The organism is Pseudomonas sp. Pse35 (assembly GCF_024519715.1).
Lineage (GTDB): Bacteria > Pseudomonadota > Gammaproteobacteria > Pseudomonadales > Pseudomonadaceae > Aquipseudomonas > Aquipseudomonas paracarnis.
The window spans coordinates 163,284-185,439 of record NZ_JALJRP010000005.1; the positions used below are offsets into that span (position 1 = coordinate 163,284).

Below are 22,156 nucleotides of genomic sequence, written 5' to 3' on the forward strand. Positions count from 1 at the left end.
CATCCCGGGGCGCTCCGCGTCCCAAGAGCAGACGCAGAGCGTCCAGGCGGCATTCCCACGCGGAGCGTGGGAATGATCTGTAGTGCGGGCGTGATCAGTTGCTGGACAACCGGTCGCCCTTGGCGAACCGCCAGGTGCGGATGATTTCCAGGCGGTCCACGTCGCTCAAGTCGCCGCTGAACGGCGCAAAGGGCGCGGCTAGGCGCACGATGCGTTGCGCAGCCTGGTCCAGCAGCGGCTGGCCGGAGGACTCCAGCACCTGCACCTCATACAGCGAGCCGTCACGGTTGATCGACACCAGCAAGCGCAAATTGCCATAAATCTGTTGGCGCCGCGCCTCGTCCGGGTAATTGAGGTTGCCGATGCGTTCGACTTTCTTGCGCCACTCGTCCTTATACCAGGCACCTTTATCGCGCATGGTTGAGGCGGCGTTCAGACGGTAGATGCGCGGGCGCTTGGCATAAAGCTGTTGCTCATGGGCCAGTTCGGCTTCCAGGCTGGAAATTTCGTCGGATAACGTCGAACTGTCGAACGTCGGAGCAGGTTTCACTGGCTCGAGCTTGGGTTCGGTCTTGGCCTTTTCGCGCTGGGTCGGGGCTTTTTGCGGTTTGGGCGCGACAGTGGTCACCGCGGCCTTGGGCGTGGCCTGCCTGACCTCAGGCTTGGGCGCTGGCGGCGGAGTGACCTTCTTGACCTGGTTGTCATGGAAGGGCGCTACCTCGGTGGTCTTGGGCACTGCTTTCTTGTCGAGGGTGCCGCTGCCCTGTTGGTTGTCCTGGGCGAGAAAGTCAGCCTTTTCGGGCTTCTTTTCGCTCTTGAACGTGGCGAGAGTGATTTCCAGGGTCTTGGTGATCTGCTTGGGTTCGACCAGGGTGAACCCCACACCCAGGAGCAGGGCGAGATGAATCAAGGCAGCGAGAAACAGGGTAAAACCGAGACGATCGGCCGGGCGCACGCCGCTGGGGGAGAATTCGGGGGGCAGATCGGACGGGAGTGTCATGACAAGAAAACCAACATCGCGCGTTTCACAGGTGGCGCATGATAACGCAATGTTGGTAGGTGTCCGGCTGTTCTATGTCACTTGGCTTGTAGCTTGCGTTCAATGGCGGCCATCAGCATTTCGCCGATGTTCGTGCCAAATGCGTTGTCGATCTCGCGAATACAGGTCGGGCTGGTGACGTTGATTTCAGTGAGGTTCTCGCCAATTACGTCTAGTCCGACAAATAGCAGACCTTTTTCCCGCAGGGTTGGACCGACTTGAGCGGCAATCCAGCGGTCTTTTTCTGATAACGGCCGCGCTTCACCGCGACCACCGGCGGCCAGGTTGCCACGGGTCTCGCCGGCTGCCGGGATGCGCGCCAGGCAATAATCCACCGGTTCGCCGTCAATCATCAGGATACGCTTGTCGCCATCCTTGATCGCCGGCAGGTAGGCCTGGCCCATGATCTGCTGGGTGCCCAGGGCGGTCAGGGTTTCGAGGATCACCGACAGGTTCGGGTCGCCGGCGCGGTGACGGAAGATCGAGGTGCCGCCCATGCCGTCCAGCGGCTTGAGGATCACGTCGCCATGCTTGGCGGCGAATTCACGCAGTACATCGGCGCGGCGGCTGACCACGGTCGGTGGCGTGCACTGCGGGAACAGGGTGGCGAACAGTTTTTCATTACAGTCGCGCAGGCTTTGCGGCTTGTTGACGATCAACACGCCCGCGCGTTCGGCCTGCTCCAGCAGGTAGGTGGAGTACACAAATTCCATGTCGAACGGCGGATCCTTGCGCATCAGGATCACGTCGAGGTCGCTCAGCGGGCTGTCGATTTCGTCAGAAAGCTCGAACCACTTCTCGGGGTTGGCAAACACCTGCAGCGGGCGCATGCGTGCGCGGGCCTCTCCGTCACCCTGGTAAAGGTCGCGCTGCTCCATATAGAACAAGGTCCAGCCGCGGGCCTGGGCGGCCAGGAGCATGGCCAGCGAACTGTCCTTTTTATAGGAAATGCTGGCGATAGGGTCCATGACAATGCCGACGCGAACGCTCATGGGGATTTCCTCTAGCAAATTAGGGCGCATAAAAGTGGCGTCAGAGTGGCGCTGCGGCTGTTGTGGGTCAAGGAAAAACCACTGGGCGGGTGCCTCGATAGATTGCGCCAGGAGACTGTGCTAAAAAGGCTGGCACGGCGCAGCAGCCCTTGAATTCCAAGGCTTGCGGCGTTCATCCTGTGCAACATCAGGCAGTACACACCGAAAACCGATTCGCTGTGGCGATGGTAGAGCAGATATGGAACAGCATTCCAACGCCTTGAAGGTGATGGTAATCGACGATTCGAAAACGATCCGCCGCACCGCCGAGACGCTGTTGAAGAACATGGGGTGCGAGGTCATCACGGCGATCGACGGTTTCGACGCCCTGGCCCGTATTGTCGATCATCACCCGCACATTATCTTTGTCGACATCATGATGCCGCGCCTGGACGGCTACCAGACCTGCGCCCTGGTGAAGAACAACCCGGCGTTCAAGTCGATCCCGGTGATCATGTTGTCTTCCAAGGACGGCCTGTTCGACAAGGCCAAGGGGCGCATCGTGGGTGTCGATCAATTTTTGACCAAGCCTTTCAGCAAGGAAGAACTGCTGGGGGCGATCAAGGCCTATGTGCCTGGGTTCGCCGCAGTAGAACAAGCACACTGACGCCGCCTCACGAGGGCCGGCGCCGACCAATGTAGCGGGGAAAACCATGGCACGTGTTCTGATCGTCGACGATTCGCCGACCGAAATGTACAAACTCACCGGCATGCTGGAAAAGCATGGCCACCAGGTGCTCAAGGCCGAAAACGGCGCGGACGGCGTGGCCCTGGCCCGCCAGGAAAAGCCCGACGCGGTGCTGATGGATATCGTGATGCCCGGCCTCAACGGCTTCCAGGCCACGCGCCAGTTGTCCAAGGAGCCGGAAACCAACGGTATCCCGATCATCATCATCACCACCAAGGATCAGGAAACCGACAAGATCTGGGGCGCACGCCAGGGCGCCAAGGACTACCTGACCAAGCCTGTGGATGAAGAAACCCTGATTGCCACCCTGAACAAGGTGCTGGCCGGCTAAGGCTTGCGATCATGACCGAGTCGCAAACCGCCTTCGAGCTGCTGCTGGACATCGACCGCCGCTGCCGCTTGCTGGCCGCGGACCTGCCGTCCCAGGAAACGCGCCTGCAACGCTGGAGCGGCATCGCTTTCCGCGTAGGGCCAAACGCCTACGTGGCGCCCATGGGCGAAGTCGCCGAGGTGTTGCATGAGCCACGTTGCACCTTGATGCCGGGGGTCAAGCCCTGGGTCAAGGGCGTGGCCAACCTGCGCGGGCGCTTGCTGCCGGTGATGGACCTGGGCGGTTTCCTGGGCCTTGAGTTGTCCAGGGCGCGCAAGCAACGGCGGGTGCTGGTGGTGGAGTTCAACGACCTGTTTGTCGGGCTGCTGGTAGATGAGGTGGTAGGCATGCAGCATTTCCCATTGGATGCCTGGGTGGCGAGCGCTGCCTCGAGCGCGCCGTTTATTCAGGGCCAGTTCGACGGCGACCCGCCGTGGCAAGTCTTCAGCCCCTTCGCCCTGGCCCAGGCCCCTGGCTTCATGGATGTTGCCGCATGAGCACCGCTACCACGCCCAAACCCCAGGCCGCTTCGCGCAGCCGTTCGCAGATCATCGTGCTGTTTATCGCCTTGATCGTGTTCATCATGCTGCTGTTCGCCAACTTCGCGTACCTCAACACCCAGTCCACTTACGATAAGCAGTACATCGGCCACGCCGGTGAGCTGCGCGTGCTGTCCCAGCGCATTGCCAAGAACGCCACCGAGGCCGCTGCCGGGAAAGCGGCGGCGTTCAAGCTGCTGGGCGATGCGCGCAACGATTTTGCCCAGCGCTGGGGCTACCTGAAAAAAGGTGACCCGCAAACCGGCTTGCCGGCGGCGCCCAGTGCGGTGCGCGCCGAAATGCGGGCGGTGCAGACCGACTGGGAGGCGTTGCTGAAAAACACCGACGCCATCCTGGCCAGCGAGCAGACCGTGTTGTCGTTGCACCAGGTGGCGGCGACCCTGGCCGAAACCGTACCGCAACTGCAGATCGAGTCGGAAAAAGTCGTGGATATCCTGCTGCAACGCGGCGCCCCGGCCAGCCAGGTAGCCTTGGCCCAACGCCAGTCGCTGCTGGCCGAACGTATCCTGGGGGCGGTCAACACGGTGCTGGCGGGGGATGAAACCGCCGGGCAGGCCGCCGATGCCTTCGGTCGCGATGCCAACCGTTTTGGCGTGGTGCTCAATGGCATGCTCAACGGCAACCCGGGGCTGCGTATCACCCAGGTTGAAGACCCGGACGCCCGGGCGCGGCTGGCGGACATCGCCGAGCTGTTCGAATTTGTCTCCGGCTCCGTGGATGAAATTCTTGAGACCTCGCCGCAGTTGTTCCAGGTGCGCGCCTCGGCGAGCAATATTTTCAACCTGTCGCAAACCCTGCTCGATGAAGCCTCGCACCTGGCCACGGGTTTTGAAAACCTCGCCAGCGGGCGCAGCTTCGACACCATCGGCGGTTACGTGCTGGGCTTGCTGGCGCTGGCCTCGATCATCCTGATCGGCCTGGTCATGGTGCGCGAGACCAACCGCCAACTGCATGAAACCGCGCAGAAGAACGAGCGCAACCAGAACGCGATCATGCGCCTGCTGGATGAAATCGAAGACCTGGCTGACGGCGACCTCACCGTCACCGCCTCGGTCACCGAAGACTTCACCGGCACCATCGCAGACTCCATCAACTATTCCGTGGACCAACTGCGCGACCTGGTCGCCACCATCAACCTCACTGCCGGGCAGGTCGCCGGTGCGGTGCAGGACACCCAGGCCACCGCCATGCACCTGGCCCAGGCGTCGGAGCATCAGGCCCAGCAGATTGCCGAAGCGTCCACGGCGATCAATCAGATGGCGCAGTCCATCGACCAGGTGTCGGCCAACGCGGCCGAATCCTCGGCGGTAGCTGAACGTTCGGTAGAGATCGCCAACAAAGGCAACGAGGTGGTGCACAACACCATCTACGGCATGGACAACATTCGCGAGCAGATCCAGGACACCGCCAAGCGCATCAAGCGTTTGGGCGAATCGTCCCAGGAGATTGGCGACATCATCAGCCTGATCGACGACATCGCCGACCAGACCAACATCCTCGCTCTCAACGCCGCGATCCAGGCCAGCATGGCCGGTGACGCCGGGCGCGGTTTTGCGGTGGTGGCCGATGAAGTACAACGGTTGGCCGAACGCTCCTCGGCGGCCACCCGGCAGATCGAAACCCTGGTGCGCACCATTCAGGCCGACACCAACGAAGCGGTGATTTCCATGGAGCAGACCACCACCGAAGTGGTACGCGGCGCACGCCTGGCCCAGGACGCCGGGGTGGCGCTGGAAGAGATCGAAGGCGTGTCGAAAACCCTGGCAGCGCTGATCCAGAGTATTTCCAACGCGGCGCAGCAACAGACCTCATCGGCGGGGCAGATTTCCCTGACCATGAACGTGATCCAGCAGATCACCACCCAGACGTCGTCGGGTTCCACCGCCACCGCAGAAAGCATTGGTAACCTGGCGAAGATGGCCAGCCAGTTGCGCAGGTCGGTATCGGGTTTCACCTTGCCGCCGCCCAAGCAGGTCGATGATTGAAATACGACCTGAAGAACACCACAGTCCAACTATGGCAGCTGGCTTGCCTGCGATAGCGGTCTGTCAGATACAGAAATAGTGCTGACCCACCGCTATCGCAGGCAAGCCAGCTCCCCCATTGGATCTCCATTGTTTGTGAGATACCAGCAACTCATGAATTCTAAGCGGAGCAGTTATGGTTGATCGGCACGACTATGTGGCCCTCGAATGGGTCAAGGGCGATATTGCCGAAACCCTGAAGCAGGCCCGGTCGGCCCTGGACGCGTACGTTGAAACCCATGACGACGACGCTCTCAACGAATGCCTGGCCGGTATTCACCAGGTACATGGCGCGCTGCAAATAGTCGAGTTCTACGGCGCGGCGCTGCTGGCCGAAGAGATCGAGGAACTGGCCCTGGCACTACAGGCCGGGCACGTTGGCCAACGCGATGAAGGTATCCGCCTGCTGCAACAAGCCCTCGGCCAACTGCCGCTGTACCTCGACCGCGTGCACAGTGCCCGCCGCGACTTGCCGCTGGTGGTGCTACCGCTGCTCAACGACCTGCGCAGCGCCCGTGGTGAAAGCCTGCTATCGGAAACCAGCCTGTTCAGCCCGCAACTGCTATCGATCGAACCGTTGCCTGAGCAAGCCCTGGCCCAACGGGCCACGCCGGATCTGCATGAGCAGTTGCGCCAATGGCGCCACCTGCTGCAACAAGCCCTCGCCGGATTGCTGCGTGAAGACCACGGCCCCAGCAACCTGGAAGACATGGCGCGGGTGTTCGCACGCCTTGAAGCGCTGTGCCAGGGTGCGCCGCTGCTGCCGTTGTGGCAGGTCACCTCGGCGTTGGTCGAAGGCATGCTCACCGGCGTGGTCGCCAACAGTCCGGCGCTGCGCAGCCTGCTCAAGGCCAGCGACAAGCAACTCAAGCGCTTGCTGGTTCAAGGCATCAATGGCATCAACCAGCCGGCACCGGACGAGTTGCTCAAGAGCCTGTTGTTCTACGTCGCCAAAGTCACCCGGCCGACGCCGCGCATGCAGAGCCTGAAGGAGCGCTACGGCTTGGACGAAGCCTTGCCCGACAGCGCCGTGGTCGATGCTGAACGTGCACGGCTGGCCGGGCCGGATCGCAATGCCATGGGCTCGGTACTCGGGGCGTTGTGTGAGGAACTGGTGCGGGTCAAGGAACGCCTGGATCTGTTCGTGCGCAGTGATCGCCAGCACACCCAGGACCTCGAGCCGTTGCTGGCGCCCTTGCGGCAGATCGCCGATACCCTCGCGGTGTTGGGTTTCGGCCAGCCGCGCAAAGTGATCATCGACCAACTCGCCGTGGTGTTGAGCCTGGTCCAGGGGCAGCGCGAACCCAATGACGCGGTGTTGATGGATGTGGCCGGCGCGTTGCTGTATGTCGAAGCGACGTTGGCCGGGATGATCGGCACCGTCGAACCGCAAAGCCGTGAAGACAGCCGCTTGCCCACCACCGACCTGACCCAGATCCATCAGTTGGTGATTCGTGAATCGTGCCAGTGCCTGCGCCAAGCCAAGGAGCTGGTGATCGACTGCATTGAGGCTGATTGGGATCGTCAGCGCCTGGAGTCCTTGCCCGAGCTACTGAGCCAGGTGCGTGGTGCCCTGGCGATGATTCCCTTGCCGCGTGCGGCGAGCCTGATGCGCGGTTGCACCGATTACGTCGACGAGCAATTGATAATCAACGAGGCCGCCCCTTCGGCGACACAACTGGCGCATTTCGCCGAGGTGGTCAGCAGCCTGGAGTACTACCTCGAGCGCATGCTTCAAGACCCTGACGCGGCAGGGGAAAAAGTGCTGGAGTTGGCCACCCAGGGCTTGAATGCATTGGGCTACCTGCCGGTGGAAAAACCCTGGCGGCAGGCCCTGGCTGCGCCCGAGGGGGCGCTGTCCACCGAGGCTGCGCCAAACCAATCCCAGTTCGATGCCTTGGCCAGCCCTGCATCACGTCTCAACCCTCCAGCCTTGCAGCGTCCCGGTAGCCTGTTGCCGCCGCCGGCCGGTGAAGAACCGATTGACGATGAACTGCGCGAAGTCTTCCTTGAAGAAACCGATGAAGTCCTCGACGTGTTGCATCGCTACCTGCCCGACAGCGCGGACAAAGCCGCCCAGGGCGAAATGCGCCGGGCTTTCCATACCCTCAAGGGCAGCGGCCGCATGGTGCGCGCCCTGGTGCTGGCCGAGCTGGCCTGGGCCGTGGAGAACCTGCTCAATCGCGTGCTGGAACGCAGTGTAGTCCTTGGCCCTGAGGTGCGGCAGGTGTTGGATGAGGCCGTGGCCCTGCTGCCGGAGCTGATCGCCGATTTCGCTAGCGACGACCAGCGCCAGCGCGATGAAGTCGACGCCTTGGCCGCCCGTGCCCATGCCCTGGCCAGTGGCGCTGCAACATCGACCACCGAGCCCCATGACCCAATGCTGCTGGAGATCTTTCGCAACGAAGCCCAGGGCCATCTGGACAGCCTCGACCACTTCCTGCAACAGGCCGCCGAGCAGGTGCCGCTGCAGGTCAGTGATGAACTGCAACGCGCCTTGCACACCCTCAAGGGCAGCGCCTACATGGCCGGCGTGTTGCCCATTGCCGAACTGGCGCGCCCGCTGGATCACCTCACCCGTGAGTACAAGGCCCACCGCGTGCCGCTGGACAAGGACGAAGTGGCGTTGTTGCTTGAGGCACAAGGGCTGTTCCAGCGCGGGGTGCGTGACCTGGACAACAATCCCCTGGCGCCGATCCACGGCGCGGCCAGCGTGATCAGCCGCACCCAACACCTGCTGGAGCATCAACTGGCCGCCTTGCTCGACGCCCCCACGGCCGGCCTGCGCGTCAAGCGTGACCCGCACTTGATCACCAACTTCCTGGCCCAGGGCATGGACATCCTGCTCGACGCCGAAAGCCTGCTGCGTCGCTGGCAGCAACACCCCGGCGACCGTCAGGAACTCACGGCGTTGCTGGACGAACTGACCACCCTGGGCGAGGGTGCGCACCTTGCCGACCTGCATCCTATCGACGCGTTGTGCGAAGCCTTGCTCGACCTGTATGGCGCGGTAGAGGAAAGCAGCCTGGCGGTCAGCGCCCGGTTCTTCCAAGAGGCTGAACAGGCCCACGACGCGCTGATCAACATGCTCGACCAGTTGGCCGCCGGCCAGGAAATCAGCCCCGCGCCTGCACGGCTGCAGGCGTTACGCGCGTTGCTGGACGAAGCCTTGGACCCGTCCGCCACAGGCCTGATCAAAAGCGACGGCAGCCGCGCCCTGAGTATCTCCGAGTTGGGCGCGGCCACTGCGCAGCTGGATCACGCCACCGCGATGGACGACGAGATTGTTGAGATCTTCCTTGAGGAGGCCGTAGACATCCTCGACAGCGCCGGCCAGTCGCTCAAGCGATGGTTACTGGAGCCCGACAGCGCTGCGCCCTTGTCCTCGTTGCAGCGGGATCTGCACACCCTCAAGGGCGGCGCGCGCATGGCCGAAATCGACCCGGTGGGCGACTTGGCCCACGAGCTGGAATGCGTTTATGAGGGGCTGGTGGACCGCCGCTATAGCTACTCTGTCGAGCTATCCCAGGCACTGATGGCCAGCCACGAACGCTTGGCTCAACAATTGGAAGAGCTGCAACAACAGCAACCCCTGAGTGACGGCGCCGAACTGGTCGAAAGGCTGCGGGAATTGCGCCAGGCCAGCAGCCCGGCAGCGCCGGCTGCGGTGGCGCCAGCCTCGGGTGCCGACCCGGAATTGCTGGATATATTCCTCGAAGAAGCAGCTGATATCCTCGACAGCTCAGGCAGCGCGCTTTTGCGCTGGCAGGACGAGCCGGGCAATCGCCAGGAAGTGGAAACCCTGCTGCGTGACCTGCACACCCTCAAGGGTGGTGCACGCATGGTCGAGATCGGGCCGATCGGCGATCTGGCCCATGAGCTGGAGTTTCTTTACGAAGGGCTTTCCGCCGGTTTGCTCGCGCCGACCCCTGAGTTGTTCGCACTGCTGCAAGGTTGCCATGATCGCCTGGCGCAAATGATCGACGCCGTGGCCGAGGGATTGCCGGTGGGTTCGGTGGATAAACTCATCGAGCGCATCAAGAGCCTGGTGCACCCCAGTGATGAGCCGGTCACACCGGTGGCGCTGCCGGCGGGCAAGGCCGAAGCGGTCGCCGACCCGGCCGCCGACATGGTGAAAATCTCTGCCGACTTGCTCGATGACCTGGTCAACCTGGCCGGCGAAACTTCGATCTTCCGTGGGCGTATCGAGCAGCAAGTCAAGGATGCGCGCATTGCCTTGAGTGAGATGGAAACCACCATCGAGCGCATGCGCGACCAATTGCGCCGGCTCGACAGCGAAACCCAGGGCCGCCTCTTGAGCCGCCAGCAAGCCGAGGCCGAACGCCTGGGCTACGAAGAGTTCGACCCGCTGGAAATGGACCGCCACTCGCAGCTGCAACAGCTGGCCCGTGCGCTGTCCGAATCTGCCTCCGACCTGCTCGATCTCAAAGAGACCCTTGAGCGTCGCAACCAGGATGCCTACAACCTGCTGCAGCAACAGGCACGCATCAACACCGAATTGCAGGAAGGCCTGATGCGCACGCGCATGGTGCCTTTCGAGCGCATGTTGCCACGCCTCAAGCGCATCGTGCGGCAAGTGGCGGGCGAGTTGGGCAAGGACGTGGAGTTTATCGTCGGCAATGCCGAAGGCGAGATGGACCGCAATGTGCTGGAACGCATGGCGGCCCCCTTGGAGCATATGCTGCGCAACGCGGTCGACCACGGCCTGGAGTCCCGCGAAGTGCGGCTGGCTGCGGGTAAACCGGAGAAGGGCCGCATCACCCTGGACCTGACCCACGAAGGCGGCGACATCGTCTTCGACATGCGTGACGACGGCGCGGGTGTGCCCCTCGAAGCGGTGCGACGCAAGGCGATCAAGCGCGGCCTGCTCGCCCCCCATCAAGAGATCAGCGACCGTGACGTGTTGCAGTTCATCCTGCAACCGGGCTTTTCCACTGCCGAAAAAATCACCCAGATTTCCGGGCGCGGCGTGGGCATGGACGTGGTGCATGAGGAAGTGCGCCAGCTCGGCGGCTCGATGGTGATCGACTCGACGCCGGGCATGGGCGTGCATTTTCGCATTCGCCTGCCGTTTACCGTGTCGGTCAATCGTGCGCTGATGGTGCACTGCGCGGACGACCAATACGCGATCCCGCTCAACACCATCGAAGGCTTGGTGCGCGTGCTGCCCCACGAATTGGCGGGGCACTACCAGCAAGACCCGCCGCACTATGAATACGCCGGCCAGCGCTACGAGTTGTTCTACCTCGGTGACCTGCTGCACACCGCCAGCCGCCCTAAACTGCTGGGCCAGTACCAGCCGGTGCCGGTGCTGCTGGTGCACTGCAATGAACGCCGCGTGGCGGTACACGTGGATGCCATGGCCGGAACCCGCGAGATCGTGGTCAAGGGCCTGGGGCCGCAGTTCTCCGGGGTGCAGGGCGTGACCGGCGCGACCATCCTGGGCGACGGCCATGTGGTGCTGATCATCGACCTGCTGGCGCACATCCGCGCTCGGCAACCGGCCTTGCCGGCCCAGGCAGTGGATGCGCCGCTGATCCTCAACGACCCACTGAAAAAACGCCCGCTGCTGGTGCTGGTGGTGGACGACTCGGTCACCGTACGCAAAGTCACCAGCCGCCTGCTGGAGCGCAACGGCATGAACGTGCTTACCGCCAAGGACGGTATCGACGCCCTCGCCATCCTGGAAGAACACACCCCGGACCTGATGCTGCTCGACATCGAAATGCCGCGCATGGACGGCTTCGAAGTGGCCATTCAGATACGCAATGACCCGCGCCTGATGCGCTTGCCGATCATCATGATCACCTCACGCACCGGCCAGAAACACCGCGACCGCGCCATGGCCATTGGCGTCAACGACTACCTCGGCAAGCCGTACCAAGAGTCGGTGCTGCTGGAGAGCATCGCCTACTGGAGCAAGTCCCATGCTTGAACACCGCACCAGCCAACTCACCGGCCTGCTGCTGCCCCTGGCCGACCGCCACTTGGTGCTGCCCAACGTTGCCGTGGCCGAACTGATCGATTTCCAGCGTGGCGAACCGGCCAGCGATGCGCCGCCGTGGTATCTGCGGCAAGTGACCTGGCGCGATCGGCAAATTCCGTTGATCAGTTTTGAGGCTGCCTGCGGTGAAGCCAGCATGACGGGAGAACGCTCACGCATCGTGGTGTTGAATGCACTGGGCGGGCGACCGACCTTAAAGTTCATTGCCCTGGTGATCCAGGGTATTCCCCGCTCGTACAAGCTCGACAGCGAATTGAGCTACGTGGACGTCCCCCTGTGCCCGCTGGAACTGGCGGCAGTGCAAGTGGGGGAGCAGGTGGCGAAGGTGCCGGACTTGATGGGCCTTGAAGCGCTGCTGGTAGAGTCCGGCCTGGCCTGATCCTGAGCCCTATGAAGATCTACTGTGGGAGCTGGCTTGCCTGCGATAGCTGTGTTTCAGTCACTGCATCAAACACTGACCCAACGCCATCGCAGGCAAGCCAGCTCCCACACTGAGCTGCGCTCATCTCCAGGTCAATCAATCCGCACAAACCGCTCAATTACTGGGTGATATGTGTGAATAGGATGGAGTTGCTGTAGGCGGGTTCTGAATTTGGAATAGGCGGGTTTTCAGGCCGGAGTGGAGTCGCTAGGTTCTGCACTCCTCACTGCCAGCAAGGACTCGCAAATGGCCGTACCGTTAATGCCGCCCGGTGTTTCAATTCTTGAAAACATGGCGATCTCCAACTGCAAGCGCATTCATCTCAAGCCCGGCTCGGCATTCGCCTATTCCTGGTTTTACTCCCAGGTCCGTGCGGCCGGCCCTTGGAACTACAAGAAGCAGGGGCGTCAGTACGAAGCTTTTGGTAACTTCAATTACGGTGCCACGGGCACGGTGCTGGGCATTCCCGAAAATGTGTTGCTGCGAGCCGCCGGTGTGGCTCAAACCGTCGCCAGAACGACTCGTCCGGATTTTGGATCATGGTGGGGCGGTGAGCCTTTTGGTGATGACCCACGGGACCAATATTGGATAAGAAGAGGTATCGAATATGCCATTTCGCAAGGTCACTAAGCCCCTCATACCTGTTCTGAGTAATTGCCTGCTTGTGATCTGCCTGATCTATATCGGCGGCAGTTGGGTCCTGTCGCCCGGAACACCGGACCTGGATGAAGTGGTGTTGAAGCATTCCCTGGGCAACGGTATGTCGATCTATGGTGCGCGAGATGGCCAAGGTGGCGCGACGGTGGGGTTTTCCTACAGGTACTACGTGCATAAGGATTTGGGAAGTGATCAGGAAATACTCAGCGCATTAGTGTCGGCCCCTCCTTTTCTCAAAACAAAAGAGCCCGATGTTCAAGTCAATAATGAGGGTGGTGCCCTGCACCTGGTTATTCAGGGAGAAGTGTATGAGTACCACAGCTATGCGCTGGAGGGCCTGGGGAAGGTCAATGTGATGATGGTGTTGTGATGGGCTAGTGCTCAGACTTTTCCTGCAAGCGGGCGCTTTTTATGCCTGCTGTACTCGTTATGGCGGCTGTGCGTGGGAGATTCTTCGGAGTCTGCCGGGGTCCGATATGCCCGGTCTTGCACACCTGCGTACAGCTGCCACCTTCATTCGCGTGCAAGCGGAGAGAGGACAGCCTCCATCACATATCGGAGTTGTAAATCATGGTCAAACCTACGCCCAATCCACCCCTTTTCACCGTAAACCCCCACCAAGACAACGAAACCCTGCTGGTCAATGCCAGCGAAACCCTGTCCTCGCTCAATGCGCTCACCTGCAACCTGGCCTTCGACCTGGACACTTCCCAGCGCGCCATCATGCTGGGGATCCAGCAAATGGCCGAGTTGGGGCAGTTGCTGATCGATAGCGCATTGGAGCAAGTCAGCCCGTCCCCAGCTTCTTCAAACGGCCCCAATCAGGGACCGCTATCTAGCCAACACCACCGACCCATGTGGGAGCTGGCTTGCCTGCGATATCGGCCTGTCAGTCAACATCTCAGTAGCTGACCTACCGCCATCGCAGGCAAGCCAGCTCCCACAGTTTGATCTTCGTTACTCCAGGCGTAACGGTTCGTCCTCCAGCTTGATTGATGCCTTAACGCTTCACTCCTAAGGTAAGCCCCACGACAGCAACCCCCCGTGGAGCGACCATGACAACAACCATCACCCCCGACTCGCGCTGGACGCGGCGGCGCGACGAGAAGCAGCGGCGGCTCGGGCTGGTCAAAAAATACGCAGACGGGGCGGTGTTGCCCAGTGACAAGATCGTCGAGGCCCTTGAAGCCTTGATCCTCCCCGGCGACCGCGTAGTGCTGGAGGGCAACAACCAGAAGCAGGCCGACTTCCTCTCGCGCTCCCTGGCCCAGGCCGACCCCGCCAAGCTCCACGATTTGCACATGATCATGCCCAGCGTGGGCCGTTCCGAGCACCTGGACCTGTTTGAAAAGGGCATTGCCCGCAAGCTGGATTTCTCTTTCGCTGGCACCCAATCCCTGCGCATCAGCCAGTTGCTGGAAGACGGCATGCTGGAGATCGGCGCGATTCATACCTACATCGAGCTCTATGCGCGGCTGGTGGTGGATCTGATCCCCAACGTGGTGCTCTCCGCTGGTTTCATGGCCGACCGTGCCGGTAACATTTACACCGGCGCCAGCACCGAAGACACCCCGGCGCTGATCGAGCCCGCCGCCTTCAGCGATGGCATCGTCATCGTGCAAGTCAACCAGTTGGTGGATGACGTCACCGACTTGCCCCGCGTCGACATCCCCGCAAGCTGGGTCGATTTCGTGGTGGTGGCGGACAAGCCGTTCTACATCGAGCCGCTGTTCACCCGCGACCCGCGCCATATCAAGCCGGTGCATGTGCTGATGGCGATGATGGCGATCCGTGGCATCTACGAAAAACACAATGTGCAGTCGCTCAACCATGGCATCGGCTTCAACACTGCTGCCATCGAATTGATCCTGCCCACCTACGGCGAATCCCTCGGCCTCAAAGGCAAGATCTGCCGCAACTGGACCCTCAACCCGCACCCCACATTGATCCCGGCGATTGAAAGCGGTTGGGTAGAAAGCGTGCATTGCTTCGGCACCGAACTGGGCATGGAAAACTATATTGCCGCACGCCCGGATGTGTTCTTCACCGGCCGCGATGGCTCGATGCGCTCCAACCGCATGTTCTGCCAACTCGCCGGCCAATACGCCGTGGACCTGTTTATCGGCGCCACCCTGCAAGTGGATGGCGACGGGCATTCCAGCACCGTGACCCGTGGCCGCCTCGCCGGTTTCGGTGGCGCGCCGAACATGGGCCACGACCCACGCGGCCGCCGTCATGGCACACCGGCCTGGCTGGATATGCGCCACGACGATGCGCCTGAGGCCTTGCTTGAACGCGGCAAAAAACTCGTGGTGCAAATGGTCGAGACCTTCCAGGAAGGCGGCAAACCCACTTTCGTCGACACCCTGGACGCGGTGGAAGTGGCCCGCAAAAGCGGCATGCCCCTGGCGCCCATCATGATCTACGGCGACGACGTTACCCATTTGCTCACCGAAGAAGGCATCGCCTACCTGTACAAGGCACGCTCCCTGGAAGAACGTCAGGCGATGATCGCCGCCGTCGCCGGGGTGACCGCCATCGGTATGCGCCACAACCCCAAGGACACTGCGCGCATGCGCCGCGAAGGCTTGATTGCCTTGCCCGAAGACTTGGGTATTCGCCGCACCGACGCCACCCGCGAGTTGTTGGCCGCCAAGAGCGTGGCCGACCTGGTGGACTGGTCTGGTGGCCTCTACAACCCGCCCGCCAAATTCAGGAGCTGGTAAATGCGCGCGCTCAAACAGCATGAACTGAGCCTGGCCGATCGCCTGGCGGATATGGCCGTGGATGCGCTGATCGACGAAGCGGATTTGTCGCCCAAACCCGCCTTGGTAGACCGGCGCGGCAACGGCGCCCACAGCGATTTGCACCTGGGGTTGATGCACGCCTCGGCGCTGTCGCTGTGGCCGATGTTCAAGGAAATGGCCGAGGCCGCGCTCGACATCGGCGAAGTCGGCCTGCCCCTGCGCGAAGCGCTCGGGCGTATTGGCCGGGAAGGTGAGCAGGCCATGCTCGCCACCACCCAGGGCGTGAACACCCATCGCGGTGCGATCTGGGCCCTGGGGTTGCTTACCGCTGCGGCGGCCCTGGAGCCCCGCACCATAACCCTGACCGCCGCCAAGCTGGCCCTGCTCAACGACCGCTTCTCCCCGCAGCCCATGAGCCATGGCGCCCAGGTCGCCCAACGCTACGGCGCACGTGGTGCCCGTGAAGAGGCGCAGCTTGGCTTCCCCTCGGTGACCCAACGCGGCCTGCCGCAACTGCACAAGAGCCGCCGCGAAAACGCCGGTGAGCAGAACGCCCGGCTGGATGCTTTGCTGGCGATCATGACGGACCTGGCAGACACCTGCGTGCTCTACCGCGCCGGTACCGAAGGCCTGGCCACCATGCAACAGGGCGCCCAGGCTGTGCTCGACGCCGGTGGCAGCGCAAACCTGGCCGGACGCCGCCAACTGCATGAACTGGACCTGCAACTGCTGGCCTTGAATGCCTCCCCCGGCGGCGCCGCCGACCTGTTGGCCGCCTGCCTGTTTATCGACCGCCTCGACGGAGCGTTGTGATGGAAACCTTATCCTTTGAATTCCCCGCCGGGCAGCCCCCCAAAGGCCGTGCGCTGGTGGGTTGCGTCGGCTCGGGCGACCTGGAAGTGCTGCTGGAGCCGGGCACGCCCGGCACCTTGACCATCCAGGTGCAAACCTCGGTCAATGGCGCGCAGCAACGCTGGCAGCACCTGTTCGAACGCATCTTCCAGGAGCAGACGCCACCGGCCCTGAACATTGATATCCACGACTTCGGTGCCACGCCCGGTGTGGTGCGCTTGCGATTGGAGCAAGGTTTCGAGGAGGTCGGCCATGACTGACTTACTCGCTAAACACAGCTTTGTCGAACTTGGCGCTCGACAGCGCGCCAAGGCGCTGTTGGATGCAGGCACCTTCCGCGAGTTGATCGACCCGTTCCAGCGGGTCATGTCGCCGTGGCTCAGCCGCCAAGGCGTGGTGTCCCAGGCCGATGATGGTGTGGTGATCGCCAAGGGCAGCATCGGCGCCAAGCCTGTGGTGATTGCCGCGATCGAAGGTAATTTCCAGGGCGGCAGCCTGGGTGAAGTTGGCGGTGCGAAAATCGCGGGCGCCTTGGAACTGGCCGCCGAAGACAACCGCAACGGCGTCCCCACCTGCGCGGTGCTACTGCTGGAAACGGGCGGCGTGCGCTTGCAGGAAGCCAACCTGGGCTTGGCTGCCATTGCCGACATTCACGCGGCGATTGTCGACCTGCGCCAGTACCAGCCAGTGATCGGCGTGGTGGCCGGCAGTGTCGGTTGCTTTGGGGGCATGTCCATCGCGGCTGGCTTGTGCAGCTACCTGGTGATGACTCGCGAAGCACGTCTGGGCTTGAATGGCCCGCAAGTGATCGAGCAGGAGGCTGGCCTGGAGGAATACGACTCCCGCGACCGCCCGTTTATCTGGAGCCTTACCGGTGGCGAGCAGCGCTTCAACAGTGGCTTGGCCGACCGTTATGTGGCCGACGATGTGGCGCAGATCCAGCAGACTGTCAGCGCACTGCTGCAGCAGGGCGTGCCCACACAACCGCGCAGCCGGCGCGCTGATTTTTACCTGGCGCGCCTGGCCGAACTGGACGCGAGCGCGCAAATCGAGCCGGCGACTGTTCGCGCGCTGTATCAGGGAGAACGCTCATGAGAGGCTTGCAGTGGTTCAACGCGTTGAGCGCCAACGCAACGCCGGTCGAAGGTTTGCCGGGCTCATTGAAAGTGGCGGATGGTGTGTTGGGTGAACAGGCGGTGCGCTACATCGCCGTGGTCCCCGACCCGCACAACCGCTTCCCCCGCGCCCGCAATGGCGAAGTCGGCCTACTGGAAGGCTGGGGCTTGGCCAAGGCGGTGGACGAAGCCATCGCCCGGGGTGACAAGCGCCCCATCATCGCTATCGTCGACGTACCCAGCCAAGCCTATGGTCGTCGCGAAGAAGCCCTTGGCATTCATCAGGCCTTGGCCGCCGCCGCTGACAGCTACGCTCGCGCTCGGCTCGCCGGCCACCCGGTGATCGCCCTGTTGGTGGGCAAGGCCATGTCGGGGGCGTTCCTCGCCCACGGCTACCAGGCCAATCGCCTGATCGCCCTGCGCGACCCTGGCGTGATGGTGCATGCCATGGGCAAGGCCTCGGCGGCACGGGTGACCTTGCGTAGCGTCGAAGAATTGGAAACCCTGGCCGCCAGCGTGCCGCCGATGGCCTATGACATCGACAGCTATGCCAGCCTGGGATTGCTGTGGGAGACGTTGTCAGTCACCCGGATTGAACAACCCACGACGGATGACGTGGCGCGAGTCAGCGATTGCCTGGTGCAGGCAGTCAAGGATATCGGCAGTACCGACTTGAGCTCACGCCTTGGCGCCACCAACCGAGCCGCCTCCAGCCGAGTGCGCCAGCTGTTGCGGGAGCAATGGTGAACGCCCACGACTTACTCTGGGGCATGACCCTGGCGCATCTGCCTGCCGATGCCCCGGCCTGGGTGCGGGACGCGATCCGTGCCGGGCATCCGGTAGTGGTGCGGCGTGCCATCGCCGAGCCGGGCCATGTGGCGGTCGGTGTGCGTGGGCGTTTGCGTGAGCAGCGTTTTGCCGCCCAGATGCCCGTGGCGGCGGTGCAACGGCGGGTGGCGCCGCAAGCTTTGCGAGCGGCGGTCTCACCACGGGATTTACCGGCGCTGCGGGCCCTCGATCAACTGCGGCCGGTGCTGGCGCCGCAAGATTGGGGCGTCAGCGGCAGTGCCGGGTTTGAATTGGCCAGTGGCATTGAAGCGCTGCATGCCAACAGTGACCTGGATTTGATCCTGTGCACGCCCAAGCCCCTGGATCGTAGCGAGGCGCGAGCGCTGTTGGCGATCCTGGACACCGCGCCCTGCGCCGTCGACCTGCAACTGCAAACCCCTTTCGGTGCCGTCGCGTTGCGCGAATGGGCCGGCCCCTCACGCCGTGTACTGCTCAAGACCTTCAGCGGTGCGCACCTTGTGCTCGACCCTTGGCAGGCCGTGGCATGAGTAGCCTTCTGGTGTTTCCGGGGCAGGGCGCCCAACGCAGCGGCATGCTCCAGGCGTTGCCGGCCGCCATTGTGCAAGAGGCCAGTGATGCCCTGGGTGAAGACGTTCGTCGGCTCGACTCGGCGCAGGCTCTGGAATCGACGCGGGCTGTGCAACTGTGCCTGGTGATCGCCGGCGTGGCCCATGCCCGGCGATTAGAGTGCACGCCGGATTATGTAGCGGGCCTGTCCATCGGCGCCTACCCAGCCGCGGTGATGGCCGGGGCCCTGGACTTCGCTGATGCGATAAAACTGGTCAGCCTGCGGGGCGAACTGATGCAGCAGGCTTATCCACAGGGCTATGGCATGACGGCGCTGATCGGCCCTGATCTTTCCAGCGTCGAGGCCTTGCTGGCGGATATCCACAGCCCGCAAACGCCGGTGTACCTGGCCAATATCAATGCCGACAACCAGACCGTCATCGCCGGCAGCAACGAGGCGATGAAGCGAGTTGCCGAACGCATCAAAGGCAACGGTTTCGCCAAGCGCCTGGCCGTCAGCGTGCCGTCTCACTGCCCGTTGCTGGAGCAACCCGCCCAGGCTCTGTTCCAAGCCTTCGTCCCACTCAAGGCGCCGCGCATCACTTACCTGAGCAGCACCCGCGCGCGACCTATCCACAACCCCGAACAACTGCGTGACGACCTGGCCTTCAATATGTGCCGCGTTGTCGATTGGCGCGGCACGGTGCAGAGCGCCTACGAGCGCGGTGTGCGCCTGCAAATCGAGCTGCCTCCGGGCGCGGTGCTCACCGGTCTGTCACGCCGTGTTTTTGAACAAGGCACGGTGATCGCCTGCGAAGGCGCCCGCCTGGACACCTTGCAGGCCCTGCTGCAAGAGGAGGAACGCCGCCACCGATAACGCAGTACCCAAGGCTTTCGAAGCACAAAAACAACAATTTCGAACGAGCACTTTGAGGACAACAACCATGATTATCTACGGTGTGGCTTTTTTGGCGTTCTGCACGTTGGCAGGGCTGTTTGTGGGTGAGCTGCTGGGCAAGCTGCTGGGTATCCCGGCCAACGTCGGCGGCGTGGGTATCGCCATGCTGCTGTTGATCGGCCTGGGCAGCTACCTGAGCAAACGCGGCCTGTTTACCGGCAAGTCAGAGCAAGGCGTGAGTTTCTGGGCTGCGATCTATATCCCGATTGTGGTGGCGATGGCTGCCCAGCAAAACGTGTATGGCGCGATCAGCGGTGGGCCTATGGCGATTCTGGCCGGGACCCTCGCCGTGGTGCTTGGCTTTGCCCTGGTGCCCGTGCTGGTGCGTATCGGTAACCGCGAGCCGGTTGCGGTTGCTCCCACTAAAGAAGCGGGGTGATCGCCATGTACGAATCGATGATGAAAGTGATCACCGGCTACGGCTTGATCAGTGGTTTCGCCGTAATCGGCCTGACCATGTGGGTGTCTTATTGGATCTCCGATACCTTCACCAAGGGCCGCCTGCATGGTTCGGCCATTGCCATTTTGCTGGGGTTGGCGCTGTCGTATGTGGGCGGTGCGTTTACGGGTGGTTCCAAGGGCGTGGTGGATATTCCACTGTTGTCGGGCATCGGCCTGCTGGGCGGTGCGATGCTGCGCGACTTTGCCATTGTCGCCACGGCCTTTGGCGTGAGTGTCGATGAGCTCAAACGCGCCGGCTTCGTGGGGGTGCTGGCGCTGTTTGTCGGCGTGGGCTCGTCGTTCGTTGCCGGGGTAGGGGTGGCGATGGCGTTCGGGTACACCGATGCGGTGAGCCTCACCACCATCGGCGCCGGGGCCGTGACCTATATCGTCGGCCCGGTGACCGGCGCGGCGATTGGGGCCAGCTCCGAGGTGATGGCGCTGTCCATTGCCGCGGGGTTGATCAAGGCCATTCTGGTAATGGTGATGACGCCGTTCGTGGCGCCGCTGATCGGGCTGAACAACCCACGCAGCGCGGTGATCTTCGGTGGCTTGATGGGCACCTCCAGCGGTGTGGCGGGCGGCCTGGCGGCGACTGATCCGAAGCTGGTGCCTTATGGGTGTTTGACGGCGGCGTTCTATACGGCGCTGGGGTGTTTGTTGGGGCCGTCGTTGTTGTTTTTGCTGATGCGTGGGTTGGTGGGCTGATAGGGGATGATCGTTCCCACGCTCCGCGTGGGAACGCCTCTTGTGACGCTCTGCGTCACGGTCAAAAAGCGGACGCGGAGCTTCCTAAGCTGCGCTCCCACGCAGAGCGTGGGAGCGATCGTCCTCAGCTTTGACGATTGGCGTACATCCGACACTCCGCCAACAACGCCAGCAAGTTCGGATCGCGCTCCTTGGCTTTCAGGAACACCACACCGATCTGCTGTTGCAAGCGATACCTGGGCTGCAACGGTATCAGCTTCACGCGGTTCTCATACACCGCTGCGATACGTCCTGGCAGCAGCGCATAACCCACCCCTGAACTGACCATGCTCAGCAAGGTGAAGATATCGTTCACCTGCATCGCCACCTTCGGCTCGAACCCGGCCTGATGGAACACCCGGTTGCCGTCCTGATGCGTGGCGAAGCCCTGGGTGAGGGTGATGAAGGTGGCATCGCGCACGTCGGCCAGGTCGATTTCCTGATCGCGGTCCAGGGGCGAATCGGCCGGGGTGGCGAGGAAGATGTCATCGCTGAACAGCGCGATCTGCTCGCAGTCGGGGTCGTGGGCGTGTTCGTCGAGGGAGATGAGGATCGCGTCCACTTCCATGTTCTTGAGCTTATAGAGCAGGTCGAAGTTGGAGCCCAGGATCAGGTCGATATTCAGTTCGCTGCGCCGGATTTTCAGGCCCATGATCAACTGTGGCACGGTCTTGACCGTCAGCGAATACAGCGAGCCGAGCTTGAAACGTTCGGCCGAGAACCCAGCGGCTTCGCGGGTCAGGCGCACGCTGTCGACCACGTCGGCCACCAGTTTCTGCGCACGCTCTTCGAGCACGTAGGCGCTTTCCAGCGGAGTGAGGTTGCGCCCCTCGTGTTTGAACAGCGGGCAGCGCAGGGCACTTTCCAGGGAGTGAATGGCGCGGTGCACGCTGACATTGCTGGTTTGCAGCTCGGCGGCCGCGCGGGCCAGGTTGCCGGTGCGCATGAACGCCAGGAAGATCTCCAGCTTCTTGAGGGTGAATTCTTCGTCGATCAGCATGGCCTTGGGCTCTTGTTCGATTGCACTCGATTGTGCCCGTAAACGCGGCTGTCGTCGCCGGAACGTCACGTGCCGCTTGCACTCTGATGCGCAAGGCTGGACGCTTGTCCGCCTGTTCTTGAGGG

At 62.5% G+C, this 22,156-nt stretch carries 20 protein-coding genes and 1 pseudogene; 18 read left to right on the top strand and 3 right to left on the bottom strand.

Annotated features, from left to right (window positions below; all coding sequences use genetic code 11):
* Positions 1–94 precede the first annotated feature (94 nt).
* Both OC445_RS06495 and gshB read right to left on the bottom strand, forming a co-directional pair.
* A complete protein-coding gene (locus OC445_RS06495) occupies positions 95–1,000 on the bottom strand; it encodes an energy transducer TonB (protein WP_054897573.1) in 906 nt (301 codons plus the stop codon).
* 77 nt (positions 1,001–1,077) lie between these two features.
* Entirely contained in the window at positions 1,078–2,031 is a 954-nt protein-coding gene (gene gshB / locus OC445_RS06500) for a glutathione synthase (RefSeq protein ID WP_034128936.1), read from the bottom strand.
* Between the two features lie 238 nt (positions 2,032–2,269).
* On the opposite strand from gshB, the gene pilG reads away from it, so the two are divergent.
* The 18 genes and pseudogenes from pilG (at position 2,270) to madM (ending at position 20,992) form a co-directional block, all read left to right on the top strand.
* On the top strand, positions 2,270–2,677 hold the full coding sequence (gene pilG / locus OC445_RS06505; RefSeq protein WP_014720321.1) for a twitching motility response regulator PilG: 408 nt from the start codon (positions 2,270–2,272) through the stop codon (positions 2,675–2,677).
* A gap of 46 nt (positions 2,678–2,723) precedes the next feature.
* Entirely contained in the window at positions 2,724–3,089 is a 366-nt protein-coding gene (pilH, locus tag OC445_RS06510; RefSeq protein ID WP_014720320.1) for a twitching motility response regulator PilH, read from the top strand.
* Between the two features lie 11 nt (positions 3,090–3,100).
* Positions 3,101–3,625: a chemotaxis protein CheW gene (locus OC445_RS06515; protein ID WP_057976483.1), complete on the top strand. Its 525-nt coding sequence runs from the start codon at positions 3,101–3,103 to the stop codon at positions 3,623–3,625.
* The gene (locus tag OC445_RS06520; RefSeq protein ID WP_198790984.1) at positions 3,622–5,673 is read left to right on the top strand and encodes a methyl-accepting chemotaxis protein; all 2,052 of its coding nucleotides are present in this window, start codon (positions 3,622–3,624) and stop codon (positions 5,671–5,673) included. The genes OC445_RS06515 and OC445_RS06520 overlap by 4 nt, the downstream gene beginning before the upstream one ends.
* 175 nt (positions 5,674–5,848) lie before the next feature.
* The gene (locus tag OC445_RS06525; protein ID WP_198790985.1) at positions 5,849–11,668 is read left to right on the top strand and encodes an Hpt domain-containing protein; all 5,820 of its coding nucleotides are present in this window, start codon (positions 5,849–5,851) and stop codon (positions 11,666–11,668) included.
* Entirely contained in the window at positions 11,661–12,116 is a 456-nt protein-coding gene (locus tag OC445_RS06530; protein ID WP_003195048.1) for a chemotaxis protein CheW, read from the top strand. Before OC445_RS06525 ends, OC445_RS06530 begins: the two co-directional genes overlap by 8 nt.
* A 288-nt stretch (positions 12,117–12,404) precedes the next feature.
* Positions 12,405–12,788, top strand: coding sequence for a polymorphic toxin type 44 domain-containing protein (locus tag OC445_RS06535; protein WP_044269533.1), 384 nt, complete (start codon positions 12,405–12,407; stop codon positions 12,786–12,788).
* Positions 12,766–13,185 carry a hypothetical protein gene (locus tag OC445_RS06540; protein WP_054897569.1) on the top strand — a complete coding sequence of 140 codons (420 nt, stop codon included), beginning with the start codon at positions 12,766–12,768 and terminating at the stop codon, positions 13,183–13,185. Before OC445_RS06535 ends, OC445_RS06540 begins: the two co-directional genes overlap by 23 nt.
* Before the next feature lie 200 nt (positions 13,186–13,385).
* Positions 13,386–13,622: pseudogene (locus OC445_RS06545) on the top strand (DUF6124 family protein); the annotation flags it as partial.
* Between the two features lie 248 nt (positions 13,623–13,870).
* Complete coding sequence (gene mdcA / locus OC445_RS06550) at positions 13,871–15,541, top strand: malonate decarboxylase subunit alpha (RefSeq protein ID WP_034128931.1); 1,671 nt, start codon at positions 13,871–13,873, stop codon at positions 15,539–15,541.
* Positions 15,542–16,375: a triphosphoribosyl-dephospho-CoA synthase gene (locus tag OC445_RS06555; RefSeq protein ID WP_054897568.1), complete on the top strand. Its 834-nt coding sequence runs from the start codon at positions 15,542–15,544 to the stop codon at positions 16,373–16,375.
* Complete coding sequence (locus OC445_RS06560; protein ID WP_054897567.1) at positions 16,375–16,674, top strand: malonate decarboxylase subunit delta; 300 nt, start codon at positions 16,375–16,377, stop codon at positions 16,672–16,674. The genes OC445_RS06555 and OC445_RS06560 overlap by 1 nt, the downstream gene beginning before the upstream one ends.
* Complete coding sequence (locus OC445_RS06565; protein ID WP_198790986.1) at positions 16,667–17,509, top strand: biotin-independent malonate decarboxylase subunit beta; 843 nt, start codon at positions 16,667–16,669, stop codon at positions 17,507–17,509. The genes OC445_RS06560 and OC445_RS06565 overlap by 8 nt, the downstream gene beginning before the upstream one ends.
* A complete protein-coding gene (mdcE, locus tag OC445_RS06570; protein ID WP_054916897.1) occupies positions 17,506–18,276 on the top strand; it encodes a biotin-independent malonate decarboxylase subunit gamma in 771 nt (256 codons plus the stop codon). The genes OC445_RS06565 and mdcE overlap by 4 nt, the downstream gene beginning before the upstream one ends.
* Complete coding sequence (locus tag OC445_RS06575) at positions 18,270–18,866, top strand: malonate decarboxylase holo-ACP synthase (protein WP_198790987.1); 597 nt, start codon at positions 18,270–18,272, stop codon at positions 18,864–18,866. The genes mdcE and OC445_RS06575 overlap by 7 nt, the downstream gene beginning before the upstream one ends.
* Positions 18,863–19,762 carry a malonate decarboxylase subunit epsilon gene (gene mdcH / locus OC445_RS06580; protein ID WP_198790988.1) on the top strand — a complete coding sequence of 300 codons (900 nt, stop codon included), beginning with the start codon at positions 18,863–18,865 and terminating at the stop codon, positions 19,760–19,762. Before OC445_RS06575 ends, mdcH begins: the two co-directional genes overlap by 4 nt.
* 67 nt (positions 19,763–19,829) lie before the next feature.
* On the top strand, positions 19,830–20,222 hold the full coding sequence (gene madL / locus OC445_RS06585) for a malonate transporter subunit MadL (RefSeq protein WP_057976496.1): 393 nt from the start codon (positions 19,830–19,832) through the stop codon (positions 20,220–20,222).
* A gap of 5 nt (positions 20,223–20,227) precedes the next feature.
* On the top strand, positions 20,228–20,992 hold the full coding sequence (madM, locus tag OC445_RS06590; RefSeq protein ID WP_032897715.1) for a malonate transporter subunit MadM: 765 nt from the start codon (positions 20,228–20,230) through the stop codon (positions 20,990–20,992).
* Positions 20,993–21,116: 124 nt separating this feature from the next.
* Here madM and OC445_RS06595 read toward each other — a convergent pair whose 3' ends face one another.
* Positions 21,117–22,031 (bottom strand): LysR substrate-binding domain-containing protein, encoded by a 915-nt coding sequence (locus tag OC445_RS06595; protein WP_014720307.1) that lies wholly within the window; start codon positions 22,029–22,031, stop codon positions 21,117–21,119.
* Positions 22,032–22,156: the final 125 nt, after the last annotated feature.

Bases quoted from the DNA above. Each gene is read 5' to 3' on its own strand.
- OC445_RS06495 (WP_054897573.1), bottom strand. From the start codon at position 1,000: ATGACACTCCCGTCCGATCTGCCCCCCGAATTCTCCCCCAGCGGCGTG.
- gshB (WP_034128936.1), bottom strand. From the start codon at position 2,031: ATGAGCGTTCGCGTCGGCATTGTCATGGACCCTATCGCCAGCATTTCC.
- pilG (WP_014720321.1), top strand. From the start codon at position 2,270: ATGGAACAGCATTCCAACGCCTTGAAGGTGATGGTAATCGACGATTCG.
- pilH (WP_014720320.1), top strand. From the start codon at position 2,724: ATGGCACGTGTTCTGATCGTCGACGATTCGCCGACCGAAATGTACAAA.
- OC445_RS06515 (WP_057976483.1), top strand. From the start codon at position 3,101: ATGACCGAGTCGCAAACCGCCTTCGAGCTGCTGCTGGACATCGACCGC.
- OC445_RS06520 (WP_198790984.1), top strand. From the start codon at position 3,622: ATGAGCACCGCTACCACGCCCAAACCCCAGGCCGCTTCGCGCAGCCGT.
- OC445_RS06525 (WP_198790985.1), top strand. From the start codon at position 5,849: ATGGTTGATCGGCACGACTATGTGGCCCTCGAATGGGTCAAGGGCGAT.
- OC445_RS06530 (WP_003195048.1), top strand. From the start codon at position 11,661: ATGCTTGAACACCGCACCAGCCAACTCACCGGCCTGCTGCTGCCCCTG.
- OC445_RS06535 (WP_044269533.1), top strand. From the start codon at position 12,405: ATGGCCGTACCGTTAATGCCGCCCGGTGTTTCAATTCTTGAAAACATG.
- OC445_RS06540 (WP_054897569.1), top strand. From the start codon at position 12,766: ATGCCATTTCGCAAGGTCACTAAGCCCCTCATACCTGTTCTGAGTAAT.
- mdcA (WP_034128931.1), top strand. From the start codon at position 13,871: ATGACAACAACCATCACCCCCGACTCGCGCTGGACGCGGCGGCGCGAC.
- OC445_RS06555 (WP_054897568.1), top strand. From the start codon at position 15,542: ATGCGCGCGCTCAAACAGCATGAACTGAGCCTGGCCGATCGCCTGGCG.
- OC445_RS06560 (WP_054897567.1), top strand. From the start codon at position 16,375: ATGGAAACCTTATCCTTTGAATTCCCCGCCGGGCAGCCCCCCAAAGGC.
- OC445_RS06565 (WP_198790986.1), top strand. From the start codon at position 16,667: ATGACTGACTTACTCGCTAAACACAGCTTTGTCGAACTTGGCGCTCGA.
- mdcE (WP_054916897.1), top strand. From the start codon at position 17,506: ATGAGAGGCTTGCAGTGGTTCAACGCGTTGAGCGCCAACGCAACGCCG.
- OC445_RS06575 (WP_198790987.1), top strand. From the start codon at position 18,270: ATGGTGAACGCCCACGACTTACTCTGGGGCATGACCCTGGCGCATCTG.
- mdcH (WP_198790988.1), top strand. From the start codon at position 18,863: ATGAGTAGCCTTCTGGTGTTTCCGGGGCAGGGCGCCCAACGCAGCGGC.
- madL (WP_057976496.1), top strand. From the start codon at position 19,830: ATGATTATCTACGGTGTGGCTTTTTTGGCGTTCTGCACGTTGGCAGGG.
- madM (WP_032897715.1), top strand. From the start codon at position 20,228: ATGTACGAATCGATGATGAAAGTGATCACCGGCTACGGCTTGATCAGT.
- OC445_RS06595 (WP_014720307.1), bottom strand. From the start codon at position 22,031: ATGCTGATCGACGAAGAATTCACCCTCAAGAAGCTGGAGATCTTCCTG.